Annotated in this window: 16 protein-coding genes; 13 read left to right on the top strand and 3 right to left on the bottom strand. The window is 63.3% G+C overall.

The features are described from left to right. Window positions 1-34: 34 nt before the first annotated feature. Window positions 35-1,051: a LysR family transcriptional regulator gene (locus KI611_RS08090; protein ID WP_226419312.1), complete on the bottom strand. Its 1,017-nt coding sequence runs from the start codon at window positions 1,049-1,051 to the stop codon at window positions 35-37. Window positions 1,052-1,267: 216 nt separating this feature from the next. Here KI611_RS08090 and KI611_RS08085 point away from each other — a divergent pair, with 216 nt between their 5' ends. The 8 genes from KI611_RS08085 to KI611_RS08050 all read left to right on the top strand — a co-directional run bounded on the left by KI611_RS08085 (window position 1,268) and on the right by KI611_RS08050 (window position 11,153). Further along, window positions 1,268-2,287 (top strand): NADP-dependent oxidoreductase, encoded by a 1,020-nt coding sequence (locus tag KI611_RS08085; RefSeq protein WP_226419311.1) that lies wholly within the window; start codon window positions 1,268-1,270, stop codon window positions 2,285-2,287. Between the two features lie 59 nt (window positions 2,288-2,346). Beyond that, the gene (locus tag KI611_RS08080; protein ID WP_226419310.1) at window positions 2,347-2,715 is read left to right on the top strand and encodes a hypothetical protein; all 369 of its coding nucleotides are present in this window, start codon (window positions 2,347-2,349) and stop codon (window positions 2,713-2,715) included. Continuing rightward, window positions 2,712-3,119, top strand: coding sequence for a RidA family protein (locus KI611_RS08075; RefSeq protein ID WP_226419309.1), 408 nt, complete (start codon window positions 2,712-2,714; stop codon window positions 3,117-3,119). The genes KI611_RS08080 and KI611_RS08075 overlap by 4 nt, the downstream gene beginning before the upstream one ends. 98 nt (window positions 3,120-3,217) lie before the next feature. Continuing rightward, entirely contained in the window at window positions 3,218-3,853 is a 636-nt protein-coding gene (locus KI611_RS08070) for an NAD(P)H-dependent oxidoreductase (protein WP_226419308.1), read from the top strand. Between the two features lie 452 nt (window positions 3,854-4,305). After that, window positions 4,306-5,136 (top strand): alpha/beta hydrolase, encoded by an 831-nt coding sequence (locus tag KI611_RS08065; RefSeq protein WP_226419307.1) that lies wholly within the window; start codon window positions 4,306-4,308, stop codon window positions 5,134-5,136. A 122-nt stretch (window positions 5,137-5,258) separates the two neighbouring features. Next, entirely contained in the window at window positions 5,259-6,419 is a 1,161-nt protein-coding gene (locus KI611_RS08060) for an efflux RND transporter periplasmic adaptor subunit (protein WP_226419306.1), read from the top strand. A 12-nt stretch (window positions 6,420-6,431) separates the two neighbouring features. Next, window positions 6,432-9,620 (top strand): efflux RND transporter permease subunit, encoded by a 3,189-nt coding sequence (locus KI611_RS08055; protein ID WP_226419305.1) that lies wholly within the window; start codon window positions 6,432-6,434, stop codon window positions 9,618-9,620. 18 nt (window positions 9,621-9,638) lie between these two features. After that, the gene (locus tag KI611_RS08050) at window positions 9,639-11,153 is read left to right on the top strand and encodes an efflux transporter outer membrane subunit (RefSeq protein ID WP_226419304.1); all 1,515 of its coding nucleotides are present in this window, start codon (window positions 9,639-9,641) and stop codon (window positions 11,151-11,153) included. A 126-nt stretch (window positions 11,154-11,279) separates the two neighbouring features. Here KI611_RS08050 and KI611_RS08045 read toward each other — a convergent pair whose 3' ends face one another. Beyond that, on the bottom strand, window positions 11,280-12,617 hold the full coding sequence (locus tag KI611_RS08045) for a ferric reductase-like transmembrane domain-containing protein (protein WP_226419303.1): 1,338 nt from the start codon (window positions 12,615-12,617) through the stop codon (window positions 11,280-11,282). A gap of 132 nt (window positions 12,618-12,749) precedes the next feature. Between KI611_RS08045 and KI611_RS08040 the strand changes: the two genes are divergently transcribed. Next, a complete protein-coding gene (locus KI611_RS08040) occupies window positions 12,750-13,250 on the top strand; it encodes a MarR family winged helix-turn-helix transcriptional regulator (RefSeq protein ID WP_226419302.1) in 501 nt (166 codons plus the stop codon). Window positions 13,251-13,297: 47 nt separating this feature from the next. On the opposite strand, the gene KI611_RS08035 is transcribed toward KI611_RS08040, so the two are convergent. After that, complete coding sequence (locus KI611_RS08035) at window positions 13,298-13,618, bottom strand: DUF2164 domain-containing protein (protein ID WP_226419301.1); 321 nt, start codon at window positions 13,616-13,618, stop codon at window positions 13,298-13,300. Window positions 13,619-13,853: 235 nt separating this feature from the next. On the opposite strand from KI611_RS08035, the gene KI611_RS08030 reads away from it, so the two are divergent. From KI611_RS08030 to KI611_RS08015, 4 genes are read left to right on the top strand one after another with little or no spacing between them, the layout of a single operon-like run. Next, on the top strand, window positions 13,854-16,664 hold the full coding sequence (locus KI611_RS08030; protein WP_226419300.1) for a type VI secretion system Vgr family protein: 2,811 nt from the start codon (window positions 13,854-13,856) through the stop codon (window positions 16,662-16,664). Window positions 16,665-16,680: 16 nt separating this feature from the next. After that, a complete protein-coding gene (locus KI611_RS08025; protein ID WP_226419299.1) occupies window positions 16,681-17,727 on the top strand; it encodes a hypothetical protein in 1,047 nt (348 codons plus the stop codon). Between the two features lie 5 nt (window positions 17,728-17,732). Beyond that, window positions 17,733-19,082, top strand: a complete 1,350-nt coding sequence (locus tag KI611_RS08020) for a DUF3396 domain-containing protein (RefSeq protein ID WP_226419298.1) — start codon at window positions 17,733-17,735, stop codon at window positions 19,080-19,082. 52 nt (window positions 19,083-19,134) lie between these two features. After that, entirely contained in the window at window positions 19,135-20,301 is a 1,167-nt protein-coding gene (locus tag KI611_RS08015; RefSeq protein ID WP_226419297.1) for a DUF2345 domain-containing protein, read from the top strand. Window position 20,302 lies beyond the last annotated feature (1 nt).

The raw sequence follows: 20,302 nt of genomic DNA, 5'->3' as shown, positions 1-20,302 counted from the left end.
CAGCAATAAACTTCTTGAGCCGAGGCTCGAGTCATTATTCCCTATAACCCGCCTGCTCCGCCACATTCGCCCGGTCGAGCTCGGTTCTCAGCGTGTTGTAGCCGGACTTGACGCTGAATTTGCATTCCCCCTCGCCCGCCTCGATCCCGCCGAGCAGCGGACAGGCGCCGAACAGTTCGGCCACCCAGTCCACGAAGGCACGGACTTTCGGCGACAGGTGGCGGTTCTGCATGTAGGCCACCGAGATCGGCATCGGCGACGGCGAGATGTGCGGCAAAACCTCCTGCAGCGCGCCCGATTCCAGATGCGGCAGGACCATGTAGCGCGGCGGCTGGATCAGCCCGAAGCCTTGCAGGCCGCAGGCGACATAGGCTTCGCCATCGTTGACCGAGACGCTGCCGCGCATCTTGACCGGCGTCGACTGGCCATCGACGATGAAATCCCAGTCGATGGTGCGGCCGGTCTGGCTGGAGAAATAATGCACCGCCAGGTGCTGCTGCAGATCGTCGATGCTGTTCGGCACGCCGTAACGTTCGAGGTATTCCGGAGCGGCGCAGGTAAGCGCCTTGAAAGTGCCGATGCGCCGGGCGACCAGCGTCGAATCCTGCAGCTCGCCGACGCGGATGACGCAGTCCACCGCCTCGCGGACCAGATCGACCTGGCGGTCGCCCATGCCGATCACCAGGTCGACATCCGGATAGCGGCAATGGAAGTCGCACAGCCGGGGAATCAGGATCAGCCGGCCGATGGTCGACGGCACGTCGAGGCGCAGCCGTCCCTTTGGGCCGCGCGCCACGTCGCGAAACGACGACTCGGTTTCCTCGACTTCACCGAGGATGCGGGCGCAGTGCTCGTAATAGGCGGCACCGTCCGGCGTCAGGCTGATCCGCCGGGTCGTCCGGTTGAGCAGGCGGACCTGAAGCAGGGCTTCCAGATTCTGGATGGTGGTCGTCACGGTCGCCCGGGGCATGCCCAGATTGTCGGCGGCACGGGAAAAACTGTTGGCATCCACCACCCCCGTGAACACCTGCATGGCTTGAAAACGGTCCATCGTCGCCCATCTTTGGTCGTTGATATTGTTTAATCTTACCGAATAATGTTGTCAGAATACATATCTTTATCCATTGGAGAATAATGCCCAAAATCGTCCCACTGGCACTTCTGCTCCAGCCCAAGCGGAGCACGCCACTCATCAACCGATCGGATGCTTCCCCCTGAATTGCTCGCCTATGTTGAGCTTGAGCATCCGCACTGAAAGGACAGAGTAATGGCGTCAAACACAATGAAAGCGATTCGGCAGCACGAATTCGGTGGCCCTGAGGTGCTGCATTACGAGGATGCGCCGATGCCCGAGTTGCAGCCGGGCGAAGTACTCGTTCGCGTACACGCGATTGGCCTGAACCCACCCGACTGGTACCTGCGCAACGGGTACAAGATGCTGCCCCCTGAGTGGCAGCCGCAGGTATCCTTTCCTGTCATTCTGGGGACGGACGTGGCGGGCGTTGTCGCGGCGGTCGCCGATGATGTCAGGGAATTCTCCGTCGGCGACGAGGTGTATGCGATGGTTCGCTTTCCCAGTGGCCTTGCCGGAGATAGCAGGGGCTATGCGGAATACGTCAGCGTGCCAGCGTCGGAAGTTGCGTTCAAGCCGGCTGGCATCGATTACGTGCATGCCGCCGGAGCGCCGATGTCGCTGCTCACCGCCTGGCAGTTCATGATCAAACTGGGGCACGATGAAGCGAACCCGCTGCAGCCGAACCGGCATGAGCCAGTACCGCTCGCCGGCAAGACCGTGCTCGTCAATGGTGCCGCAGGCGGCGTCGGGCACTTCGCGGTGCAGATCGCAAAATTGAAAGGGGCGCACGTCATCGCGGTGGCATCGGGGGAACATGAAGCGTTCCTGCACGATCTCGGTGCCGACGAATTCATTGACTACACCAAAGTTGCTCCCGAGGCGGTCGCCCGCAACGTCGATCTCGTCATCGACGCAGTTGGCGGCCCGACCAGCGGTCGTTTCCTGCCCACGCTGAAGACTGGTGGCGCCTTGTTCCCAATCTTTCCCCTCGGCTTTTCCGCTGCCGCAGAGGCCGAGAAGCAGGGCATCACGGTCTCGGCCACCCAGGTGCGCTCGAATGGCCCACAGCTTGCAGAACTCGGACGCTTGCTCGATAGCGGTGCAATTCGCGTCGCCATCGACAGCACGTTTCCGCTTGCCGATGCGCGCCAGGCCCACGAACGCGCTGCCCGCGGGCATATCCAGGGCAAGATCGTGCTCACCGTCCGGTGAGGCAGAGCCGTTCGCAACCCGATCTCGAACCCATCAACTACCCGCCGGAAATGACCTCAATGAGCACCATCAAAGAAGCCATCGAAGACCTGTTCAACAACCCGCAGCTTTCTGCAGACGAAGCCATCGACCGGCACTTCGGCCCGGATTTTCGCCAACGCACAAACGGAAGCTGGGACGACCGCCCCGCATTTTTCGCGCGCATCGTCCGTCTCCGCGAGATCGTCAAGCACGCCACGATCACTGTTCTCGATGAACTCGTTGATGGCGAACGCTACGCGGAACGCCATATCGTCGATCTGGTCAGGCACGACGGAGAGCGGATTCGCCAGGAAGTGTATGTTTTTGCACAGCGAGACCCCGATGGGCGCTTTGCCCGAATCGAGGAGACGACCCTGATTCTCGACAACCAACAGGAAACCCCATGACCCAGACTATCACTCGCATGAACCCGCCCTCCTTGCCGAACTCGGCAGCCATGGGCTACTCGCAGATATCCATCGTTGAACCGGGCCGCATGGCTTACATTTCCGGGCAAGTGGCCTGGCGTCCCAATGGCGAACCGGCGCCTGCCGATCTGGTTGAGCAAATGAAGATCGTGGCGGATAACGCCAAAGCCGCTCTGCTCGCTCTTGGCGCGACACCCAAGGACATCGTGATCGCGCGCTGCTTCATGACCGATCTGACGCCTGAAAGACTGAATCAGATATTCCCCCCGCTGCTGGCAATGTTTGGCGGTGCGCAGCCCTGCATTACCGGCGTCGGCGTCGCGGCCTTGGCCGCGCCCGATCTGCAAGTCGAGCTGGAGTTAACCGTTCGTCTGCCGGATTGACCCCTTGAGTCCCGCCCGGTCTGGTGGATTCCCGCGATCAGCAGCCGGGCCCCCAGGCCGGGCCCTGGTTTTCATTAATCACGTTGAGGAAGAACAGAATGGACTTGATCGAGAAATTGAACTGGCGTTATGCAACGAAGAAAATGTTGCCGCAAAAAATCGTACCGCAGGAAAAGGTCGAGCGCATTCTTGAGGCCATACGGCTGGCCCCGACCTCCAGCGGCTTGCAGCCCTACGAGGTCATCGTCGTAACCAATCCCGGGATCAGGGAAAAGATCCAGGCCATCGCGAAGAATCAGGCGCAGGTCACTGACTGCTCGCACCTGCTGGTATTCGCCGCCTGGGACAACTACACGGCGGAGCGGATCAACATGATGTTCGATCTGACCAACGAAGAACGCGGCGGCGGGAACGAAGGCTGGGAAAACTACCGCGCCATGCTTCTGGGGATGTACCCGCCACGTAACGCCGAGGAAAACTACCAGCATGCGGCCCGACAGGCCTACATCGGCCTGGGGGTGGCGCTGGTCGCGGCGGCGTTCGAAGAAGCGGATAGCACGCCGATGGAAGGCTTCGATCCCAAGGCACTGGATGACATCCTTGGGCTGCCAGCCAAGGGGCTCAGGAGCGTGACCATCCTGCCGCTGGGTTATCGGGATGCCGATCAGGATTGGCTGGTCAATCTCAAAAAGATCAGAAGACCCCGCGACCGGTTCGTCAGCGAGGTGAAGTAAACCTCGGCGGGTGCCGCGCCCTGCCTCTTGCTGGTGTTGGCGCTCGATCTGACGATCAGCGTGGACTTGACTATGCAATAAGGGGCGAGGCCGGACTGGATCACTCGCCCGTACGGGGCGAGCCGATTCCGCGACCAGACGGCGCAACGCCCCGGCCTGAATGGCGCGCAGTGCCAATGGCACCAGAACGACCGCGAACTTGGCCGTTCCATGTCGCGCCATGAATAGTGTTCTCTCCTTTCTGGAAATGGCCAATCGTCCATAGCTTGTTGCTGCCCTGCTTGCGGCAGACGGACCGTCTGCCTAAATATTGTGGGTAGCGGGAAAATGTGCGACATGATTGTTTGTTGACATTGAATAGTATTGTCGAAATACACCGGTTTATCCCGTTACAAATAATTCCGACAATAGCTCCATCCCAATTTCCGGCAGTTTTCGCTGCCCCGACCACGATGGAAGCAAGCCCCGCCACGACGACCAGCCAGCCGGTGAATTTCACTATCGCCGGCCCGACCGCGCCGATTGCCCTGCGTCTGTACCGGCCGGCAGCCAGCACGACCAGCCTGCCCGTCGTCATCTATTTCCACGGCGGCGGCTTCATCGGCGGCTGCCTCGACGATGCCGACCGGCCGGCCCGTTTCATCGCCGAGCATTGCCCGGCGCTGGTGCTGGCCGTCGGCTACGCGCTGGCCCCGGCCCGACCTTTCCCGGCGGCGCCGGAAGATGCCCACGCCGCGGCCTTGTGGCTGGCCGCGCATGCCGCCGGCCTGGGTGGCGATGCCCGCCGGCTGGCGGTGGCCGGCGACGATGCCGGCGGCAACCTGGCCGCCGCATTGACGTTGATCGCCCGCGACCGCAACGGCCCGGCTATCGTCGCCCAGGTGCTGGTCGGGCCGATGCTCGACCCGAGCATGACCCGGCTCGGCGACGGTGCCAAGCTCAATTCCGATCTCAGCGCCGCGACCTGTGCCACCTGCTACAGCCAATATCTGCCGCAGTCGCGCCAGCGCCTGCATCCCTACGCCTCGCCGCTGGCCTCGGTGCGCCAGGCCGGCTTGCCGCCGGCGCTGATCGTCACCGCCGAATGCGACGTGCTGCACAACGAAGCCGAGAAATACGCCGCGGCACTGATCGCCGCCGGCGTGCCGACCCAGGTCGTGCGCTTTGCCAAGGTTACCCATGCGGCGCTCGCCGTGCACCAGCCGGCGCTCGATGAAATCGCCCATTTCCTTCGCCGCCGGCTGTGGGAAGCCCCGCCGCCCAGGCACCCACTGAATTTGTAGGATCAGGCAAGCAATGGCGAGGAACGGGTATCCCCTGAAATGCCTTCCCCGCCTACGCTGAGCCACACCCCCAGCGAACGCTGAAATCGAAAACAGTCATTCAAAACTAAAGAGGAACCACCATGCCCCAACGTCAAAAACGCCTTATCCTGGCCGCCGCGCTAGCCGGCCTGTTCTCGGTCGGCGGCGGTCTCGCCGTCTATCACCAGGCCGCCGCCACCCCGGCCGTCGCCGCGCCGGCCGCCACGACGGTCGATGTCGCCGCCGTCGCCAGCCGCGCCGTCACCGAATGGCAGCAGTACTCCGGCCGCCTCGAAGCCGTCGAGCGGGTCGAGATCCACCCGCAGGTCTCCGGCATACTGACTGCCGTGCATTTCAAGGATGGCAGCCTGGTCAAGAAGGGCGACCTGCTGTTCACCATCGACCCGCGCCCCTTCGCCGCCGAAGTGGCGCGCGCCGAAGCCCAGCTCGCCGCCATGGAAGCCCGCACCGCCTACACCGCCAGCGACCTGGCGCGCGGCGAGCGCCTGCTGGCCGAAAACGCCATCGCCCGCCGCGACTTCGACGAGAAGCAGAATGCCGCCCGCGAAGCCAAGGCCAACCTGCAGGCAGCCAAGGCGGCACTCAACGTCGCCCAGCTCAATCTCGAATACACCCGCATCACGGCACCGATCGCCGGCCGCGTCTCGCGCGCCGAAGTCACCGTCGGCAACCTGGTCGCGCCCGGCAACGGCCCGGCCCTGACCTCGCTGGTCTCGGCCGACCGCATCTACGCCGCCTTCGATGTCGACGAGCAAAGCTATCTCAAGGTGGTCAACGGCAGCCAGGGCAAGGCCCTGCCCATCCACCTCGGGCTGGCCGACGATGAGGGTTACTCGCGGGAAGGCAAGCTGAGTTCGGTGGACAACCGCCTCGACAGCACCTCCGGCACCATCCGCCTGCGCGCCCTGGTCGACAACCCGGACGGCAAGCTGGTCCCCGGCCTCTACGCTCGCATCCGGCTCGGCGCCGCCAGCCAGCGCGATGCGCTGCTGATCGACGAGAAGGCGGTCGGCACCGACCAGGCCAAGCGTTTCGTACTGGTCGTCGGCGAAAGCAACCAGACGGCCTACCGCGAAATCCAGCTGGGCAGCATCCAGGACGGGCTGCGCGTTGTCGAAAGCGGCCTCAAGGCCGGCGAACGCATCGTCGTCAACGGCCTGCAGCGCGTGCGGCCCGGCGACCCGGTGACCCCCAATCTCGTCCCGATGGGCGGCGCCGCACCGGCCGCCAGCAAGGGCTAAGGACACACGGCCATGAACATTTCAAAATTTTTCATCGACCGGCCGATCTTCGCCGGCGTGCTCTCCATCCTGCTGCTGCTCGCCGGCGTGCTGGCGCTGTTCCAGCTGCCGATCTCGGAGTACCCGGAAGTCGTGCCACCCTCGGTGGTGGTGCGCGCCCAGTACCCGGGCGCCAACCCCAAGGTGATCGCCGAAACCGTCGCCTCGCCGCTCGAGGAGTCGATCAACGGCGTCGAGAACATGCTCTACATGCAGTCGCAGGCCAACAGCGACGGCAACCTGACGGTGACGGTCAATTTCAAGCTCGGCGTCGATCCCGACAAGGCGCAGCAGCTGGTCCAGAACCGCGTCGCGCAGGCCCTGCCGCGGCTGCCCGAGGATGTCCAGCGACTCGGCGTGACAACCATCAAGAGCTCGCCGACGCTGACCATGGTGGTGCACCTGATCTCGCCCGACGACCGCTACGACATGACCTACCTGCGCAACTACGCGGTGCTCAACGTCAAGGATCGGCTGGCCCGCATCCAGGGCGTCGGCGAAGTCGGCCTGTTCGGTTCCGGCAACTACGCCATGCGTGTCTGGCTCGATCCGCAGAAGGTCGCCCAGCGCGGCCTGACCGCCGCCGAGGTGGTGCGCGCCATCCGCGAGCAGAACGTCCAGGTCGCGGCCGGCGTCATCGGCGCCTCGCCGAGTGGCCCGGACGTGCCGCTGCAGCTCAACGTCAATGCCCAAGGCCGTCTGCAAAGCGAAGGTGAATTCGGCGAGATCGTCCTGAAGACCTCGCCGGACGGCGCCGTGACGCGCCTCGCCGACGTCGCCCGCATCGAGCTGGCAGCTTCCGAATACGGCCTGCGCTCGCTGCTCGACAACAAGCCGGCGGTCGCTATTCCCATCTTCCAGGCGCCCGGCGCCAACGCGCTCGACGTTTCGTCGAAGGTCCGCGAGGCGATGGCCGAGCTGTCGAAGGAATTCCCGGCCTCGGTCGAGTACCGCATCGTCTATGACCCGACGCAGTTCGTCCGGGCCAGCATCAAGGCCGTCGTCCATACCCTGCTCGAAGCCATCGCCCTGGTCGTGCTGGTCGTCATCGTCTTCCTGCAGACCTGGCGCGCCTCGATCATCCCGCTGCTCGCCGTGCCGGTTTCCATCGTCGGCACCTTCTCGCTGATGCTCGGCTTCGGCTACTCGATCAACGCCCTGTCGCTGTTCGGCATGGTGCTGGCGATCGGCATCGTCGTCGATGACGCCATCGTCGTCGTCGAGAACGTCGAGCGCAACATCGAGGCCGGGCTGACACCGCGCGAAGCCACCTACCGGGCGATGCGCGAAGTCAGCGGGCCGATCATCGCCATCGCGCTGACCCTGGTCGCCGTCTTCGTACCGCTTGCCTTCATGACCGGCCTGACCGGCCAGTTCTACAAGCAGTTCGCGATGACCATCGCCATCTCGACGGTGATCTCGGCCTTCAACTCGCTGACCCTGTCGCCGGCGCTCGCCGCCATGCTGCTCAAGGGCCACGGCGAAAAGCCGGACTGGCTGACACGGCAGATGAACCGCTTCTTCGGTCGTTTCTTCGCCGCCTTCAACCGCTTCTTCGGTCGCGCTTCCGAGAACTATGGCCGCGGCGTCACCGGCGTCATCGGTCGCAAAGCTTCGGCGATGGGCGTCTATGCCGTGTTGCTCGGGCTGACCGTCGGCATCTCCTACCTGGTACCCGGCGGCTTCGTACCGGCCCAGGACAAGCAGTACCTGATCAGCTTCACGCAACTGCCGAACGGCGCCTCGCTCGACCGTACCGAGGCGGTGATCCGCAAGATGGGCGAGATCGCCCTGGCCCAGCCCGGCGTCGAAAGCGCCGTCGCCTTCCCCGGCCTGTCGATCAACGGCTTCACCAACAGCTCGAGCGCCGGCATCGTCTTCGTCACGCTGAAGCCTTTCGACGAGCGGCACGGTCAGGAACTCTCGGCCGGCGCCATCGCCGGGGCGCTGAACCAGAAGTATTCGGCGATCCAGGAAGCCTTCATCGCCGTCTTCCCGCCACCGCCGGTGATGGGCCTCGGCACCGTGGGCGGCTTCAAGATGCAGATCGAGGACCGCGGCGCGGTCGGCTATGCCGAACTCAACGCCGCCGCCAATGCCTTCATGGCAGCGGCCGCCAAGGCGCCTGAGCTGGGACCGATGTTCTCCAGCTACCAGATCAACGTGCCGCAGCTCGACGTCGATCTCGACCGCGTCAAGGCCAAGCAGCAAGGCGTTTCGGTGACCGACGTGTTCGACACCATGCAGATCTACCTCGGCTCGCTGTACGTCAACGACTTCAACCGCTTCGGCCGCACCTACCAGGTCCGCGCCCAGGCCGACGCGCCGTTCCGCGCTCACCCGGAGGACATCCTGCAACTGAAGACGCGCAACAACCTCGGCGAGATGGTGCCGCTCTCCTCGCTGGTCAAGGTGCACACCACTTTCGGCCCGGAAATGGTCGTCCGCTACAACGGCTACACCGCCGCCGACATCAACGGCGGCCCGGCCCCCGGCTTTTCGTCGGCGCAGGCCGAGGCGGCGGCCGAACGAATCGCGGCGGAAACCCTGCCGCGCGGCGTCAAGTTCGAGTGGACCGACCTGACCTACCAGAAGATCCTGGCCGGCAACGCCGGCATCTGGGTTTTCCCGATCAGCCTGCTGCTCGTCTTCCTGGTTCTCGCCGCGCAGTACGAAAGCCTGACCCTGCCGCTGGCCGTGATCATGATCGTGCCGATGAGCATCCTCGCCGCGCTGACCGGCGTCTGGCTGACCGGCGGCGACAACAACATCTTCACCCAGATCGGGCTGATGGTGCTGGTCGGCCTGGCTTGCAAGAACGCCATCCTGATCGTCGAGTTCGCCCGCGAGCTGGAACTGCAGGGGGCGACGCCGCTGCAGGCGGCAATCGACGCCAGCCGGCTGCGGCTGCGCCCGATCCTGATGACCTCGATCGCCTTCATCATGGGCGTCATCCCGCTCGTCACCTCGACCGGCGCCGGTTCGGAAATGCGCCACGCGATGGGCATCGCCGTCTTCTTCGGCATGCTCGGTGTGACCACTTTCGGCCTGTTCCTGACGCCGACCTTCTATGTCCTGCTCCGCACGCTGGACAAGCGCCACAAGCTGCACTCGGCCACCCACCACGAAGCGCCGATTGCTCCGGCCCACACCCCGGCTTAAGCCGCAGGAGAAATTGCCATGAACTATTTGCTCCCCTACCCGCCCCACCCGGCCGCTTCGGCCGCGCCGCCTGCCCGGCCCGCCGGGCTAACCCGCCCGGCCCGGCTGTTCCCGTTGCTCGCCGCCCTGCTCACCCTGGCCGGCTGCTCGCTGGCCCCGACCTACCAGCCGCCGGTGGTCGATAGCCCAGCTGCCTTCAAAGAGGCCACGGCCAGCGGCCAATGGAAGACCGCCGAACCGGCCGAGAACATCCCGCGCGGCGAATGGTGGAAGGCCTTTGCCGACCCGACGCTGGACCGCCTGGAAACCCAGGCTGCCGCGGCCAACCAGGACCTCAAGGCCGGCGCCGCCCGGCTGGCCCAGGCCCGGGCCTTGCAGCAGAACGCCCGCTCGGCGCTCTTCCCGCAGATCGGCATCGGCGCCGGGCCGACCCGCCAACGTCCGTCGCCGGCCTCGCAAGGCCTGGCGGCCGACGCCGAGACCAGCATCGCGACGCTGTGGCGGGCCCAAGGCACCGTCGCCTACGAGGCCGACCTGTTCGGCCGGGTGAGCAGCGGCGTCGATGCCGCCAAGGCGACGACGGACCAGCGTGAAGCCCTGTTCCGCTCGCTGCAACTGGCCATCCAGGCCGATGTCGCGCAAGCCTATTTTTCGCTGCGCGAGCTCGACGCCCTCGCCGCCTTGTACGCCGACACCGTCAAACTGCGCGAACAGGGCACCCAGCTCTTCCAGCGCCGCTTCGACGAAGGCGACATCAGCGAGCTGGAGCTGGCCACCGCGCGCACCGAGCTGGCCTCGGCCCGTTCCGAGGCCGTCGGCATCGCCCGCCAGCGCGCCGTCGCCGAACACAGTCTGGCCATCCTGCTCGGTCAGGCGCCGGCCGCCTTCGACCTGCCGGCGCAGCCGCTCAACCGGGTCAGCCTGCAAGTGCCGGCCGGCCTGCCCTCGGCCCTGCTCGAACGGCGTCCCGACATCGCCGCCGCCGAACGGGCGATGGCCGCCGCCAATGCCCGGATCGGCACGGCGCGCGCCGCCTTCTTTCCGCGCCTGTCGCTAACCGGGGCGCTCGGTTACGAGTCGAATGAACTGGGCGACCTGTTCAAGTGGAGCAGTCGCGCCTTCGTCATGGGGCCGCTGGTCGGCACCCTGCTCTCGCTGCCGATCTTCGACGGCGGCGCCCGCCAGGCCGGCGTCGACCAGGCCCACGCGGCCTACGCCGAAGAGGCAGCCAACTACCAGCAGACGGTGCTGCGGGCTTTCAAAGAAGTCGAGGACAACCTCGCCCATCTGCGCCTGCTCGGCGACCAGACGCAAGCCCAGGACGAGGCGGTAAGCTCGTCGCGCCGCGCCGCCCGGCTGTCGCAGATCCAGTACCGTGAAGGTTCGGTCGGCCATCTCAACGTCATCGATGCCGACCGCAGCGTGCTGTTGCAGCAACGCGTCGCCGTCCAGCTCGATGCCGAGCGGGCGCGGGCGACGGTCAATCTGATCCGCGCCATCGGCGGCGGCTGGGGTAGCGAATCAGGTAGCTGAAGCGCAACCAGCCCGGCGGACACCATCGCGTGTCCGTCGGGCTGGCCAGACTATCGGCTTGTTTAACCAGGCGGCCCGAACGGTCTCGCCCAGGCGAGACCGTTCGGGCCCAGGCGCCAGCGAGCGCTAGCGCATTTCAAACAATTCCTGATGGAACCGTTCGCCCGGGAAGCCCAGCGAGCCCAGACCATCCCGGATGGCCTGACCGAACCTGGCCGGGCCGCAGAACCACACGTCGGCTTCACGCCAATTCGGAACGTTCTCGATCAGGCGCTGAAGATCGAGTCGCCCGTCGCGCTGATCCCACAGAACGTGCAGGCTGACTTTCGCGGCGGCGGCATCTCGCGTCAGTTTGTCGACCGCGGCCTGATCATAGTCCGCCGTGCAGTGGAACAGATCGACGGCTTTCCCGTCAGGCTGGCCGGCCAGGGCTTTCATCCGGGCGATGAAGGGCGTGATGCCAATACCGCCGCCAATCCAGATCTGGCGCGGCGCGTTGCCCTCGAAAGTGAATTGGCCGTAGGGTCCTTCCAGCTTGACGCTATCGCCGACTTTCAGCCGCTTCGGCAAGGACCGCGTGTAATCACCCAGGGCCTTGACCAGGAAGCGGATGCGCCCGTCTTCCTGCCACGCCGAAGCGATCGTGAAGGGGTGCGGACCTTCGTCTTCATGGAAAGTGACAAAGGCAAACTGTCCGGGCTTATGGCCGGGCCAGCCGCTGTCCAGTTGCACCTCGATCGCCGCGACGCCCAGCGCCGCCAACTGCTCGATGGCGAGAACCTTGCCCAGCGCCCGCTTGCCCCCGGCCCGCCGGTTAGTCAGCGACATCACCGCAGCGATGCTGCCGAGGGTCATCAGGACGATCAGGAGCGGCCCGACCAGGCCGCTCCAGTAGTCGAACTTGACCAGCACCACGGCGTGGAAGACCAGGGCCAGATAGGCAACGGCGAGAATCTTGTGGGTCTGGAAAAACCGCTTGTAGGGAAAGCGTTTGACCAGCGCTAGCACCATCAACAGCACCGCACCGTAGAACGCCCACTCGCCGATGCCTTCGGCCAGACCGCGCTGCTCCAGAAAAATTTGTTGCAAGGAACCTTCCGGGAGTACCGGACGAGGCCCCCGGCCGCCGGGACGCGTCAGCCAGCCAAGCTGAACCAGCCACTTGGGGCCGTCGGCGATCAGCCAGTGGCTGATTGAAATGACCAGGGCGGAAATGCCCAGCCACTTGTGCAGACGGTACATTTTGTCGAGGCCGCCGAAGTAGCGTTCCAAAAATACCGGCCTGGCCGAAAGAATCATCGCCAGGCTCATCACGCCAATGGCGATAACGCCGGTGTATTGGCTCAGGACATTTCGCCAGGGAAAAAACCCGGCCAGGTTGAACAAATCGGCTTGGTCGGTCAGCCACCAGGCGGCGCTGAGCAGCGCCAGGTAACCGACCAGCGTGTACTTGATGATTTTCATGATGCTCCCCACTTGCGTATCTACGTGTATGCAGACTAGCCGCCACTTATCTTTCTCGCAAGATAACTTACGAGACTTACAATCTGTAACGTAACGGACGCATCAGATGACCCGAAGGAGAATTTCGATCACATGGACAAGAACACCAGGATGGATAGTCATCAATGGGACAGCTCGCTCGATCCACAGATTTCTCCGCTCTTTCTGGCGCTGCAATGGGCGCATCGCCGATCGATTGAGGTGATACAACCGCTGCTGGTCGAAAACGGCCTATCGACCGCCGAATTCGATGTCCTCGCGACATTGCGCAATGCCCCCGCACCGCACGACATGACTCCGTCGCAGATCCAGCAGGAAGTGGTGATCACCTCTGGCGGTTTGACCAAGGTGATGCTTCAGCTGGAGGCTCGCGGCCTGGTCAAGCGCCTTCAGCTGCCGCATGACCTGCGCGTCAAGCCCGTTCAGCTGACCGACGAAGGAAGGCAAAAAGTCGAAACGGCGATGACCGCGATGCTTGGCGCGACAAGAGCCTGGCTCAAGAACGGGCTGGATGCCGGGGAGATCGGGCAACTGACGACACTGCTCAGCAAGGTCGTGGCGGCGCCGGGGCAGGCAGGTCGGCAAACAGGATGAAACCCCTGGCCGCGTAATGCCCGGAAGCCAAATTCAATGACTTGACTTCACTTTTGGCGCGCCCCCTGGCGCCCCTGCTTCGCCCAATACGTGAAGGCCTCTTCGTACACCTCGACATCGAGTTCCATCACCCGCTCTTGCATTCGTGTCTGCGCATCGGCAACGCCCTTGTTGTAAACAACCGGGCCAATTTCCTTCAGAAAAAAGGAAAGGAGCGCGCCGGCCCCAAGGCCACCGATTTCTTCATTCAAGTTTGTCGCGAAATAGCGCTGAATGGAGGCGATTGCGGCGTTGGTAGCGTCTGTCGATATTTCAATTGCCATTTGTAGTGCCCAGTTTTTCCAATTTTTGACGGACGAATTGTCCATCGATAAGCGGCGAACGACCAGTCTAGGCAAAGGGCAAAAAGTTTGCACAAATGAGGCATTCGGGGGAGAAGGGAGACCGGAGCATGGAAGCCGTCCGCGGCCACCCAGACAGCCGATGCTCAATGAATCGGTGGCCGAGCCCCCAACCTGGACTGTTCGGCCAATGCCAAACGATATGGCGATATTGCCGTCGTCATAATACAATGGGCACCCTTTTGGCATATCCGGTGCGCCGATGTCCCTCTCTTCCCTCTCTGACATCTTCCTCTCGCAGCACGCCCGCCTGCTGGAAATCACCACCGCGTTGCCCGAGGCTTCACTGCTCGTCGAACGCTTCTCCGGCCGGGAAGCCGTCTCGGAAACCTTCCGTTTCGAAATCGACTGTCTGTCCACCAACGCCTATCTCGATCTCAAGGCGCTGATCGGCGAGGAAATCACCCTGCGGCTGTTGCAGGCCGACGGCAGCAAACGGTCCTGGCATGGCTACGTCACCGAAGCCCTGCAGTTGGGGGCCGATGGCGGGCTGGCCCGCTACCGGGTGATCATGGAACCCTGGCTCGCCTTCCTCGGCCAACGCCGCGACAACTACCTGTTCCAGGACAAGACGGTCATCAACATCCTGACCCAGATCTTCGCCGACTACCCGTCAGCCAACTGGACCAGCCAGGTCACCCAGAAACTGCGCCAGTACAGCACGGCGACGCAATACCGCGAGACTGATCTGGCCTTCATCCAGCGTCTGCTCGCCGAAGAAGGCTTGTCCTACCGCTTTAGCCACGACCAGTCAGCCAGTGCCGGGGATGACGCCAGCCACGCCCGCCATCAACTTGTCATCTTCGACCGCGACAGCGAGCTGCCGGTCGCCGCCCAGCCGGAGATCCGCTTTCATCGCAGCGCCGCCAGCGAAGCGACCGACACGCTCCAGGTCTGGCAGGAAAGCCGCTCGGTCCAGCCCAATGCCGTATCGCTCGCCGGCTGGGACTACAAGACCCTGGTCGCCACCGGCGCCGAAGCCACCAGTGCGCTCGACAACGGCGAACTGCCGCGCCTCGAAATCCACGATGCTTCGCAAGCCTACCGCTTCGAAGACAGCACCGCCGCGCAGTTGCGCACCGACCTGTTGCTCGCCGCCCACGAAGCGAAATACCGTTCGTTCACCGGTGAAGGCAGCGTCCGCCAACTGGCTGAAGGCACCGTCTTCACGCTGACCCAGCACGCTTCCCATAGCGGTGACGATGCCCGCTTCACCGTGCTCGGCATCGACCACCACGGCGCCAACAACCTCGGCGCCCAGGCCGCCGCATTGCTCGGCAGTACCGACATCGAAAGCGGCAGCTACCGCAACCGCTGCACCGCCCAGCCGGCGGCGGTGCCCGTCGTGCCGCTGCCCATCGCCAAGCCGCAGGCCCGTTCGCAAACCGCCCATGTCGTCGGCCTGCCCGATGCCGTGCTGACCACCGAGCGCGATCACCGGATCAAGATCCAGTTTCCCTGGCAACGCGGCGCCACCCCCAATGCCGGCGGCCTGACCGAAACCGCCGGGGCCGGCAAGACCGGCAATGCGCCGGGCAACGATCAGTCCGGCACCTGGGTGCGGGTCGCCGAATGGCTGTCCGGCGCCAACTGGGGCAGCCATTTCCTGCCGCGCATCGGCAGCGAAGTGCTGGTCGACTTCCTCGGTGCCGACATCGACCGCCCGATCATTGTCGGCCAAGCCTACAACGGCGCCGATCTGCCCCCCTTCAGTGCCGGCCATGAAGCCGGGGCCAACCACCCCGGCGTGCTCTCCGGCTGGATGAGCCACAACTTCGAGGAAGGCCACAACCAGTGGGTGCTCGACGACTCGCCCGGTCAGTCGCGCACCCGCCTCGCGACCAGCGAGAACGCCGGCCAACTCAGTCTCGGCCACCTCATTCACCAGGCCCCGGAAAGCGCCAGCCGGGGCGCCTGGCGCGGCAGCGGCTTCGAACTCCGGAGCGATGCCTGGCTCGCCGTGCGGGCCGGCGAGGGCATCCTGATCTCGGCCACCGCCCGCCCGAACGGGCAAAGCACACAGATGGACGTCGCCGAAACCGTCGCCCAACTGAAAGCCGCCGAAGAAACCGCCAAAGCCCTGTCCGATGCCGCCAGCGGCCAAACCGCCCTGCCGCTCAAAGCCAATGCCGAGCAGACCAAGTTCATCAAGACGATCGACCCCAAGCAGGACGGCAAATTCACCGGCAGCGTCGGCGGTCAGCCCGCGCAGAAAGCCCAGCCGGGCAGCCGCGAACTCGGCGAGCCGACCGAATGCTTCGCCGAACCGATCATCCTCAACGAAGCACCCAGCGACATCGGCCTGGCCAGCCCGGCCAGCACCCTGCTCTATGCCGGCGGCCACCTGCACGCCACCGTTCAGCAGGACTTGCACATCGCCAGCGCCCACACCGTCGCCACCACCGTCGGCGCCGGGGCCAGCTGGTTCAGCCACGCCGGCGGCATCAAGAGCATCGCCGCCGCCGGCAGCCACACCATCCAGGCCAACACCGACCAGATGGAAATCCTCGCCGACCAGTCGGTGACGATCACCAGCAGCAACGACGAAATTCATATCCTGGCCAAGGAGAAGATCGTGCTGCAGGCCGGGCAATCCTCGGTGACGCTGGAGGGGCAGAACATCACCTTTGCTTGTCCGGGGACGTTCTCGGTGAAGGGCAGCGGGAATGCGTTTGTCGGGCCGGGGAATGGGGCGGCGGGGTTGGAGAGTTTGCCGACAGGGACAACAACACAGCAGACGGCTCCAGCCTTCACGGAAGCCTTGTGTACCGGACAATATGAGCTCTTCAAAACCGATAACCGGCCTTTTGAAAACTATGACTACGAAATCCGCAGCGGGCGAACCGGCAAAGTCCTTGCCAGTGGCAGGAGTAATGCCTCGGGCCAGACGAGCATGGTGACGACGCAGCAATCCGAATCGATCAGCGTGTACAAATCAGTCATGCGCGAAAGCGAACGCATTACCGAAAACTGGCAGGCCAAGCTGGCCTCGGTTGCATCTCGCCAATCCTGACCCGGGAACTCGACACATGCCCTTACCGCTTATTGCCGTAGCCATCATCGAGATCATCGAGCTCGTCGGCGTCGCACTGACTGCTTACGAGGCTTACGACGTCATCAAGGACATCTACGAAGGTCTCGACAAATATTACAAGAGCGTCGACGAAGCAAAAAAACAGCTGGAACATCTCATCCAGAACCTGAAAGACGAGATCGACAAGAAAATCAGCGAAAAGGAACAGGTCGCTATCCTGCTGGCCGCCGCTGGCGCCGACCCTCAAAGCCAGAACACCAAAAACGCCAAAGGGCGAGGCGCCGACGGTGGCGGGGGCGTTATCAGCACCGCAATCCAGCAGAAAATCCCCTTCCGCCGCGTCATCAGCGAGGTCTGCGACAAGGCAAACGCCATGCCCGTGCTGCAACTGCGCAAGAAGAAAGACGTTTCCATCAAGGATTTGCCCAAGGTCAAGCGTAAGGCGCTCGAAGAAATCCTCAAGAAATCGGTGGAAGAAATCGCCGATATTGAGCTTGAGCAATTCATCCTCGTCCGTCTCAAGCAGTTCGCCGCGAGCCTGATGTTTGAGTTCGTCGACTACTGCCTTGATTGGGCTAGCCCCTTGAAGTGCGAGGTCAGTTTCGGACCTCCCAAGACATTCACTGACCACCCGACCGAGGGTGCCACCCGCCTCAAGCGCGTCGGCAGGGTCAGCCCCTTCTACCCTGTCCCACCACCCAACAATCGCGCGGGAAGCATCAGTGCCGATCTGGTCATCAACGAGTACCGCAAGAAACCCACCGGAAAAGCCAATATCTTCGCTATCGTCGAGATCAAGTTCGCGGGGGATAAGATTGATGGCAAGCAGTTCGAACAATATCAAGCAGTGCTTGATGCCGCCGCCGACGTCAAGACAGGAAAAAGCCCTGCTCGCTTCGACAAACGTAACGTCAATTCGGGTGGGCGATTGTCGTTATTCCGCTATCCGGAAGATCGCGCAATAGAGGACAGCGACAACAAACACGAAAACGAAAATAAAAACAAAGACAAGCACACCAAGCCGCCACGTCGCAAAGGATAAAATTTATGAGTACTGCCGAACTTTTTTTGGCCCCAGACGAAATCGAGGAATTCATCGCGGAGACGCTCGCGGATGACCTGTTGCTATGGATCGGTGACGAAGGCCGCGAAATCGGCCTTTGCCCCTATATCACCTTCTATGTCTATCACCAGAAGAGCGACTACCTTCCCGTGGCCGACAAGATCATCGCCATCAGTAAGGAATTCGAGGCGTTGATTGACGAGCCGTTTCAGATCGTCTGGAAAGATGATACTCAGGACTGGTTGCCAGCGAACGACCCGCGCTTGCCAACAGACTTGCTCAAGGAGGCCAAGGATCGACAGGACAACCTGCACTCATTCTGGCTCATGGCCACCGATCAGGATAGCGATGCAACCACGGCGCGCTGGGCCATTTGTGCAAAGGTTGATGACGGTGGAATGCGTTACACCAGGCTCAAGCTGACTTTCCGGCACAAGTGGTACAACCAGAACAGGGCACGCTGGCAGGCGTTCGTTAAGGACTGTATCGCCCGCTTGCAACCCGAGCACTGCTACAGCGGCTTCGAAGTCGGCAACGGCGGTTTCAACATCCTCGGCGCTTATGAGTGCGACGTATTGGAACGCATCTGCGCCGACTATTTCTACGGTATGGATATCGACCATACGTCCACGATGGCCTTCCACAGCTACCGTTTCCATCGAGACGATGCGCAGTTCGAACCGGAACTCGTCGAGGGTCGTGATCCCTCGGTAAAGTACGTTAATCCGTCGAACCTTGGCGCCGGCCTGCGCACCCCCACCTGGTGTTTCCTGCTCGCGCCTTACTGGCGCGCCAAACTCGGCAAGTCCGAGGCCGAAGTGCGCGCCGAACTCGACGATCCACGAATTGAAATCACGGCCATTCCATTTGCCGTCGGCCCACACAATCCTAACGGCGAAGCGGCCCTGTGGATTCGCCTGGGTGAGCTTGACCTCCATCCTGTCAAGAACGGCGTGCCAGACCTGCTGATCAAGGCCAACCGCCTCATTCGGCCGGTGCGCTGCGACGACCTTATGCTGCTGACGCTGGACCCTTGGGACGATGACCCGAACCCACGTTTCGACTACGAGTCGTCGTTGCGCTGGATGCGGCGCTTTGATGAGGATAGCGATTGGCCTAATGCCGAAATACGTGCCAAGTATGCGCTCGGCTATGTAAAGCGCCCTAACATCCTCGCCGGAAATCCCTGCCCCGAAGCCGGCTGGTGGTTCACCCCGGCTCAAGCCAACTCCCGCCGCTACTTCAAGCAGGGCGAGGTCATGCCTTCAGTGGGTGGTGATTACGGCCTGACCTTCTGGCAATGGTCGCCGGACCAGTCGACGCCGAAGCTGTAGGACGGTCTGCCACGAAGCCGGGGCCAACCACCCCGGCGTGCTCTCCGGCTGGATGAGCCACAACTTCGACGAAGGCCACAACCAGTGGGTGCTCGACGACTCGCCCGGTCAGTCGCGCACCCGCCTCGCGACCAGCGAGAACGCCGGCCAGCTCAGTCTCGGCCACCTCATCCACCAGGCCCCGGAAAGCGCCAGCCGGGGTGCCTGGCGCGGTAGCGGCTTCGAACTCCGAAGCGACGCCTGGCTCGCCGTACGGGCCGGCGAGGGCATCCTGCTCTCGGCTACCGCCCGCCCGAATGGGCAAAGCACACAGATGGATGTCGCCGAAACCGTCGCCCAACTGAAAGCCGCCGAAGAAACCGCCCAAGCCCTGTCCGATGCCGCCAGCGGCCAAACCGCCCTGGCACTCAAAGGCAATGCCGAGCAGACCAAGTTCATCAAATCGATCGACCCGAAGCAGGACGGCAAATTCACCGCCAGCGTCGGCGGTCAGGCCGCCCAGAAAGCCCAGCCCGGCAATCGCGAACTCGGCGAGCCGACCGAACGCTTCGCCGAACCGATCATCCTCAACGAAGCGCCCAGCGACATCGGTCTGTCCACTCCGGCCAGCACCCTGCTCTATGCCGGCGGCCACCTGCACGCCACCGTCCAGCAGGACTTGCACATCGCCAGCGCCCACACCTTCGCCACCACCGTCGGCGCCGGCGCCAGCTGGTTCAGCCACTCCGGCGGCATCAAGAGCATCGCCGCCGCCGGCAGCCACACCATCCAGGCCAATACCGACCAGATGGAAATCCTCGCCGACCAGTCGGTGACGATCACCAGCAGCAACGACGAGATTCACATCCTGGCCAAGGAGAAGATCGTGCTGCAGGCCGGGCAGAGTTCGGTGACGCTGGAGGGGCAGAACATCACCTTTGCTTGTCCGGGGACGTTCTCGGTGAAGGGGAGTGGGAATGTGTTTGTTGGGCCGGGGAATGGAGCGGCGGAGATGGGGAAATTGCCGGATTCGCGAGCGAAGCTTTTCGATGAGCAAATTCGAGCGCTTAATTCGGAAACCGGACAACCTATTGCGGAAATGCCATACAAAATCGTTACTGGAGATGGCGATGTCTTTTATGGATTTACCGATCAGGAAGGAAAAACAATGCGCGTCGGATCTGCCGAGCCAAGCACAGTAAAAGTCTATTGGGGTGAAACGCCACCGACTGAGGCATGAT

Origin of the sequence: Dechloromonas denitrificans, assembly GCF_020510685.1 — a bacterium.
In the GTDB taxonomy this organism is placed as follows: Bacteria; Pseudomonadota; Gammaproteobacteria; order Burkholderiales; family Rhodocyclaceae; genus Azonexus; species Azonexus denitrificans_A.
This window is presented reverse-complemented; position numbering and strand designations above follow the sequence as displayed.

Coding starts and splice junctions, on each gene's coding strand:
- KI611_RS08090 (WP_226419312.1), bottom strand. CDS start 1,051: ATGGACCGTTTTCAAGCCATGCAGGTGTTCACGGGGGTGGTGGATGCC.
- KI611_RS08085 (WP_226419311.1), top strand. CDS start 1,268: ATGGCGTCAAACACAATGAAAGCGATTCGGCAGCACGAATTCGGTGGC.
- KI611_RS08080 (WP_226419310.1), top strand. CDS start 2,347: ATGAGCACCATCAAAGAAGCCATCGAAGACCTGTTCAACAACCCGCAG.
- KI611_RS08075 (WP_226419309.1), top strand. CDS start 2,712: ATGACCCAGACTATCACTCGCATGAACCCGCCCTCCTTGCCGAACTCG.
- KI611_RS08070 (WP_226419308.1), top strand. CDS start 3,218: ATGGACTTGATCGAGAAATTGAACTGGCGTTATGCAACGAAGAAAATG.
- KI611_RS08065 (WP_226419307.1), top strand. CDS start 4,306: ATGGAAGCAAGCCCCGCCACGACGACCAGCCAGCCGGTGAATTTCACT.
- KI611_RS08060 (WP_226419306.1), top strand. CDS start 5,259: ATGCCCCAACGTCAAAAACGCCTTATCCTGGCCGCCGCGCTAGCCGGC.
- KI611_RS08055 (WP_226419305.1), top strand. CDS start 6,432: ATGAACATTTCAAAATTTTTCATCGACCGGCCGATCTTCGCCGGCGTG.
- KI611_RS08050 (WP_226419304.1), top strand. CDS start 9,639: ATGAACTATTTGCTCCCCTACCCGCCCCACCCGGCCGCTTCGGCCGCG.
- KI611_RS08045 (WP_226419303.1), bottom strand. CDS start 12,617: ATGAAAATCATCAAGTACACGCTGGTCGGTTACCTGGCGCTGCTCAGC.
- KI611_RS08040 (WP_226419302.1), top strand. CDS start 12,750: ATGGACAAGAACACCAGGATGGATAGTCATCAATGGGACAGCTCGCTC.
- KI611_RS08035 (WP_226419301.1), bottom strand. CDS start 13,618: ATGGACAATTCGTCCGTCAAAAATTGGAAAAACTGGGCACTACAAATG.
- KI611_RS08030 (WP_226419300.1), top strand. CDS start 13,854: ATGTCCCTCTCTTCCCTCTCTGACATCTTCCTCTCGCAGCACGCCCGC.
- KI611_RS08025 (WP_226419299.1), top strand. CDS start 16,681: ATGCCCTTACCGCTTATTGCCGTAGCCATCATCGAGATCATCGAGCTC.
- KI611_RS08020 (WP_226419298.1), top strand. CDS start 17,733: ATGAGTACTGCCGAACTTTTTTTGGCCCCAGACGAAATCGAGGAATTC.
- KI611_RS08015 (WP_226419297.1), top strand. CDS start 19,135: ATGAGCCACAACTTCGACGAAGGCCACAACCAGTGGGTGCTCGACGAC.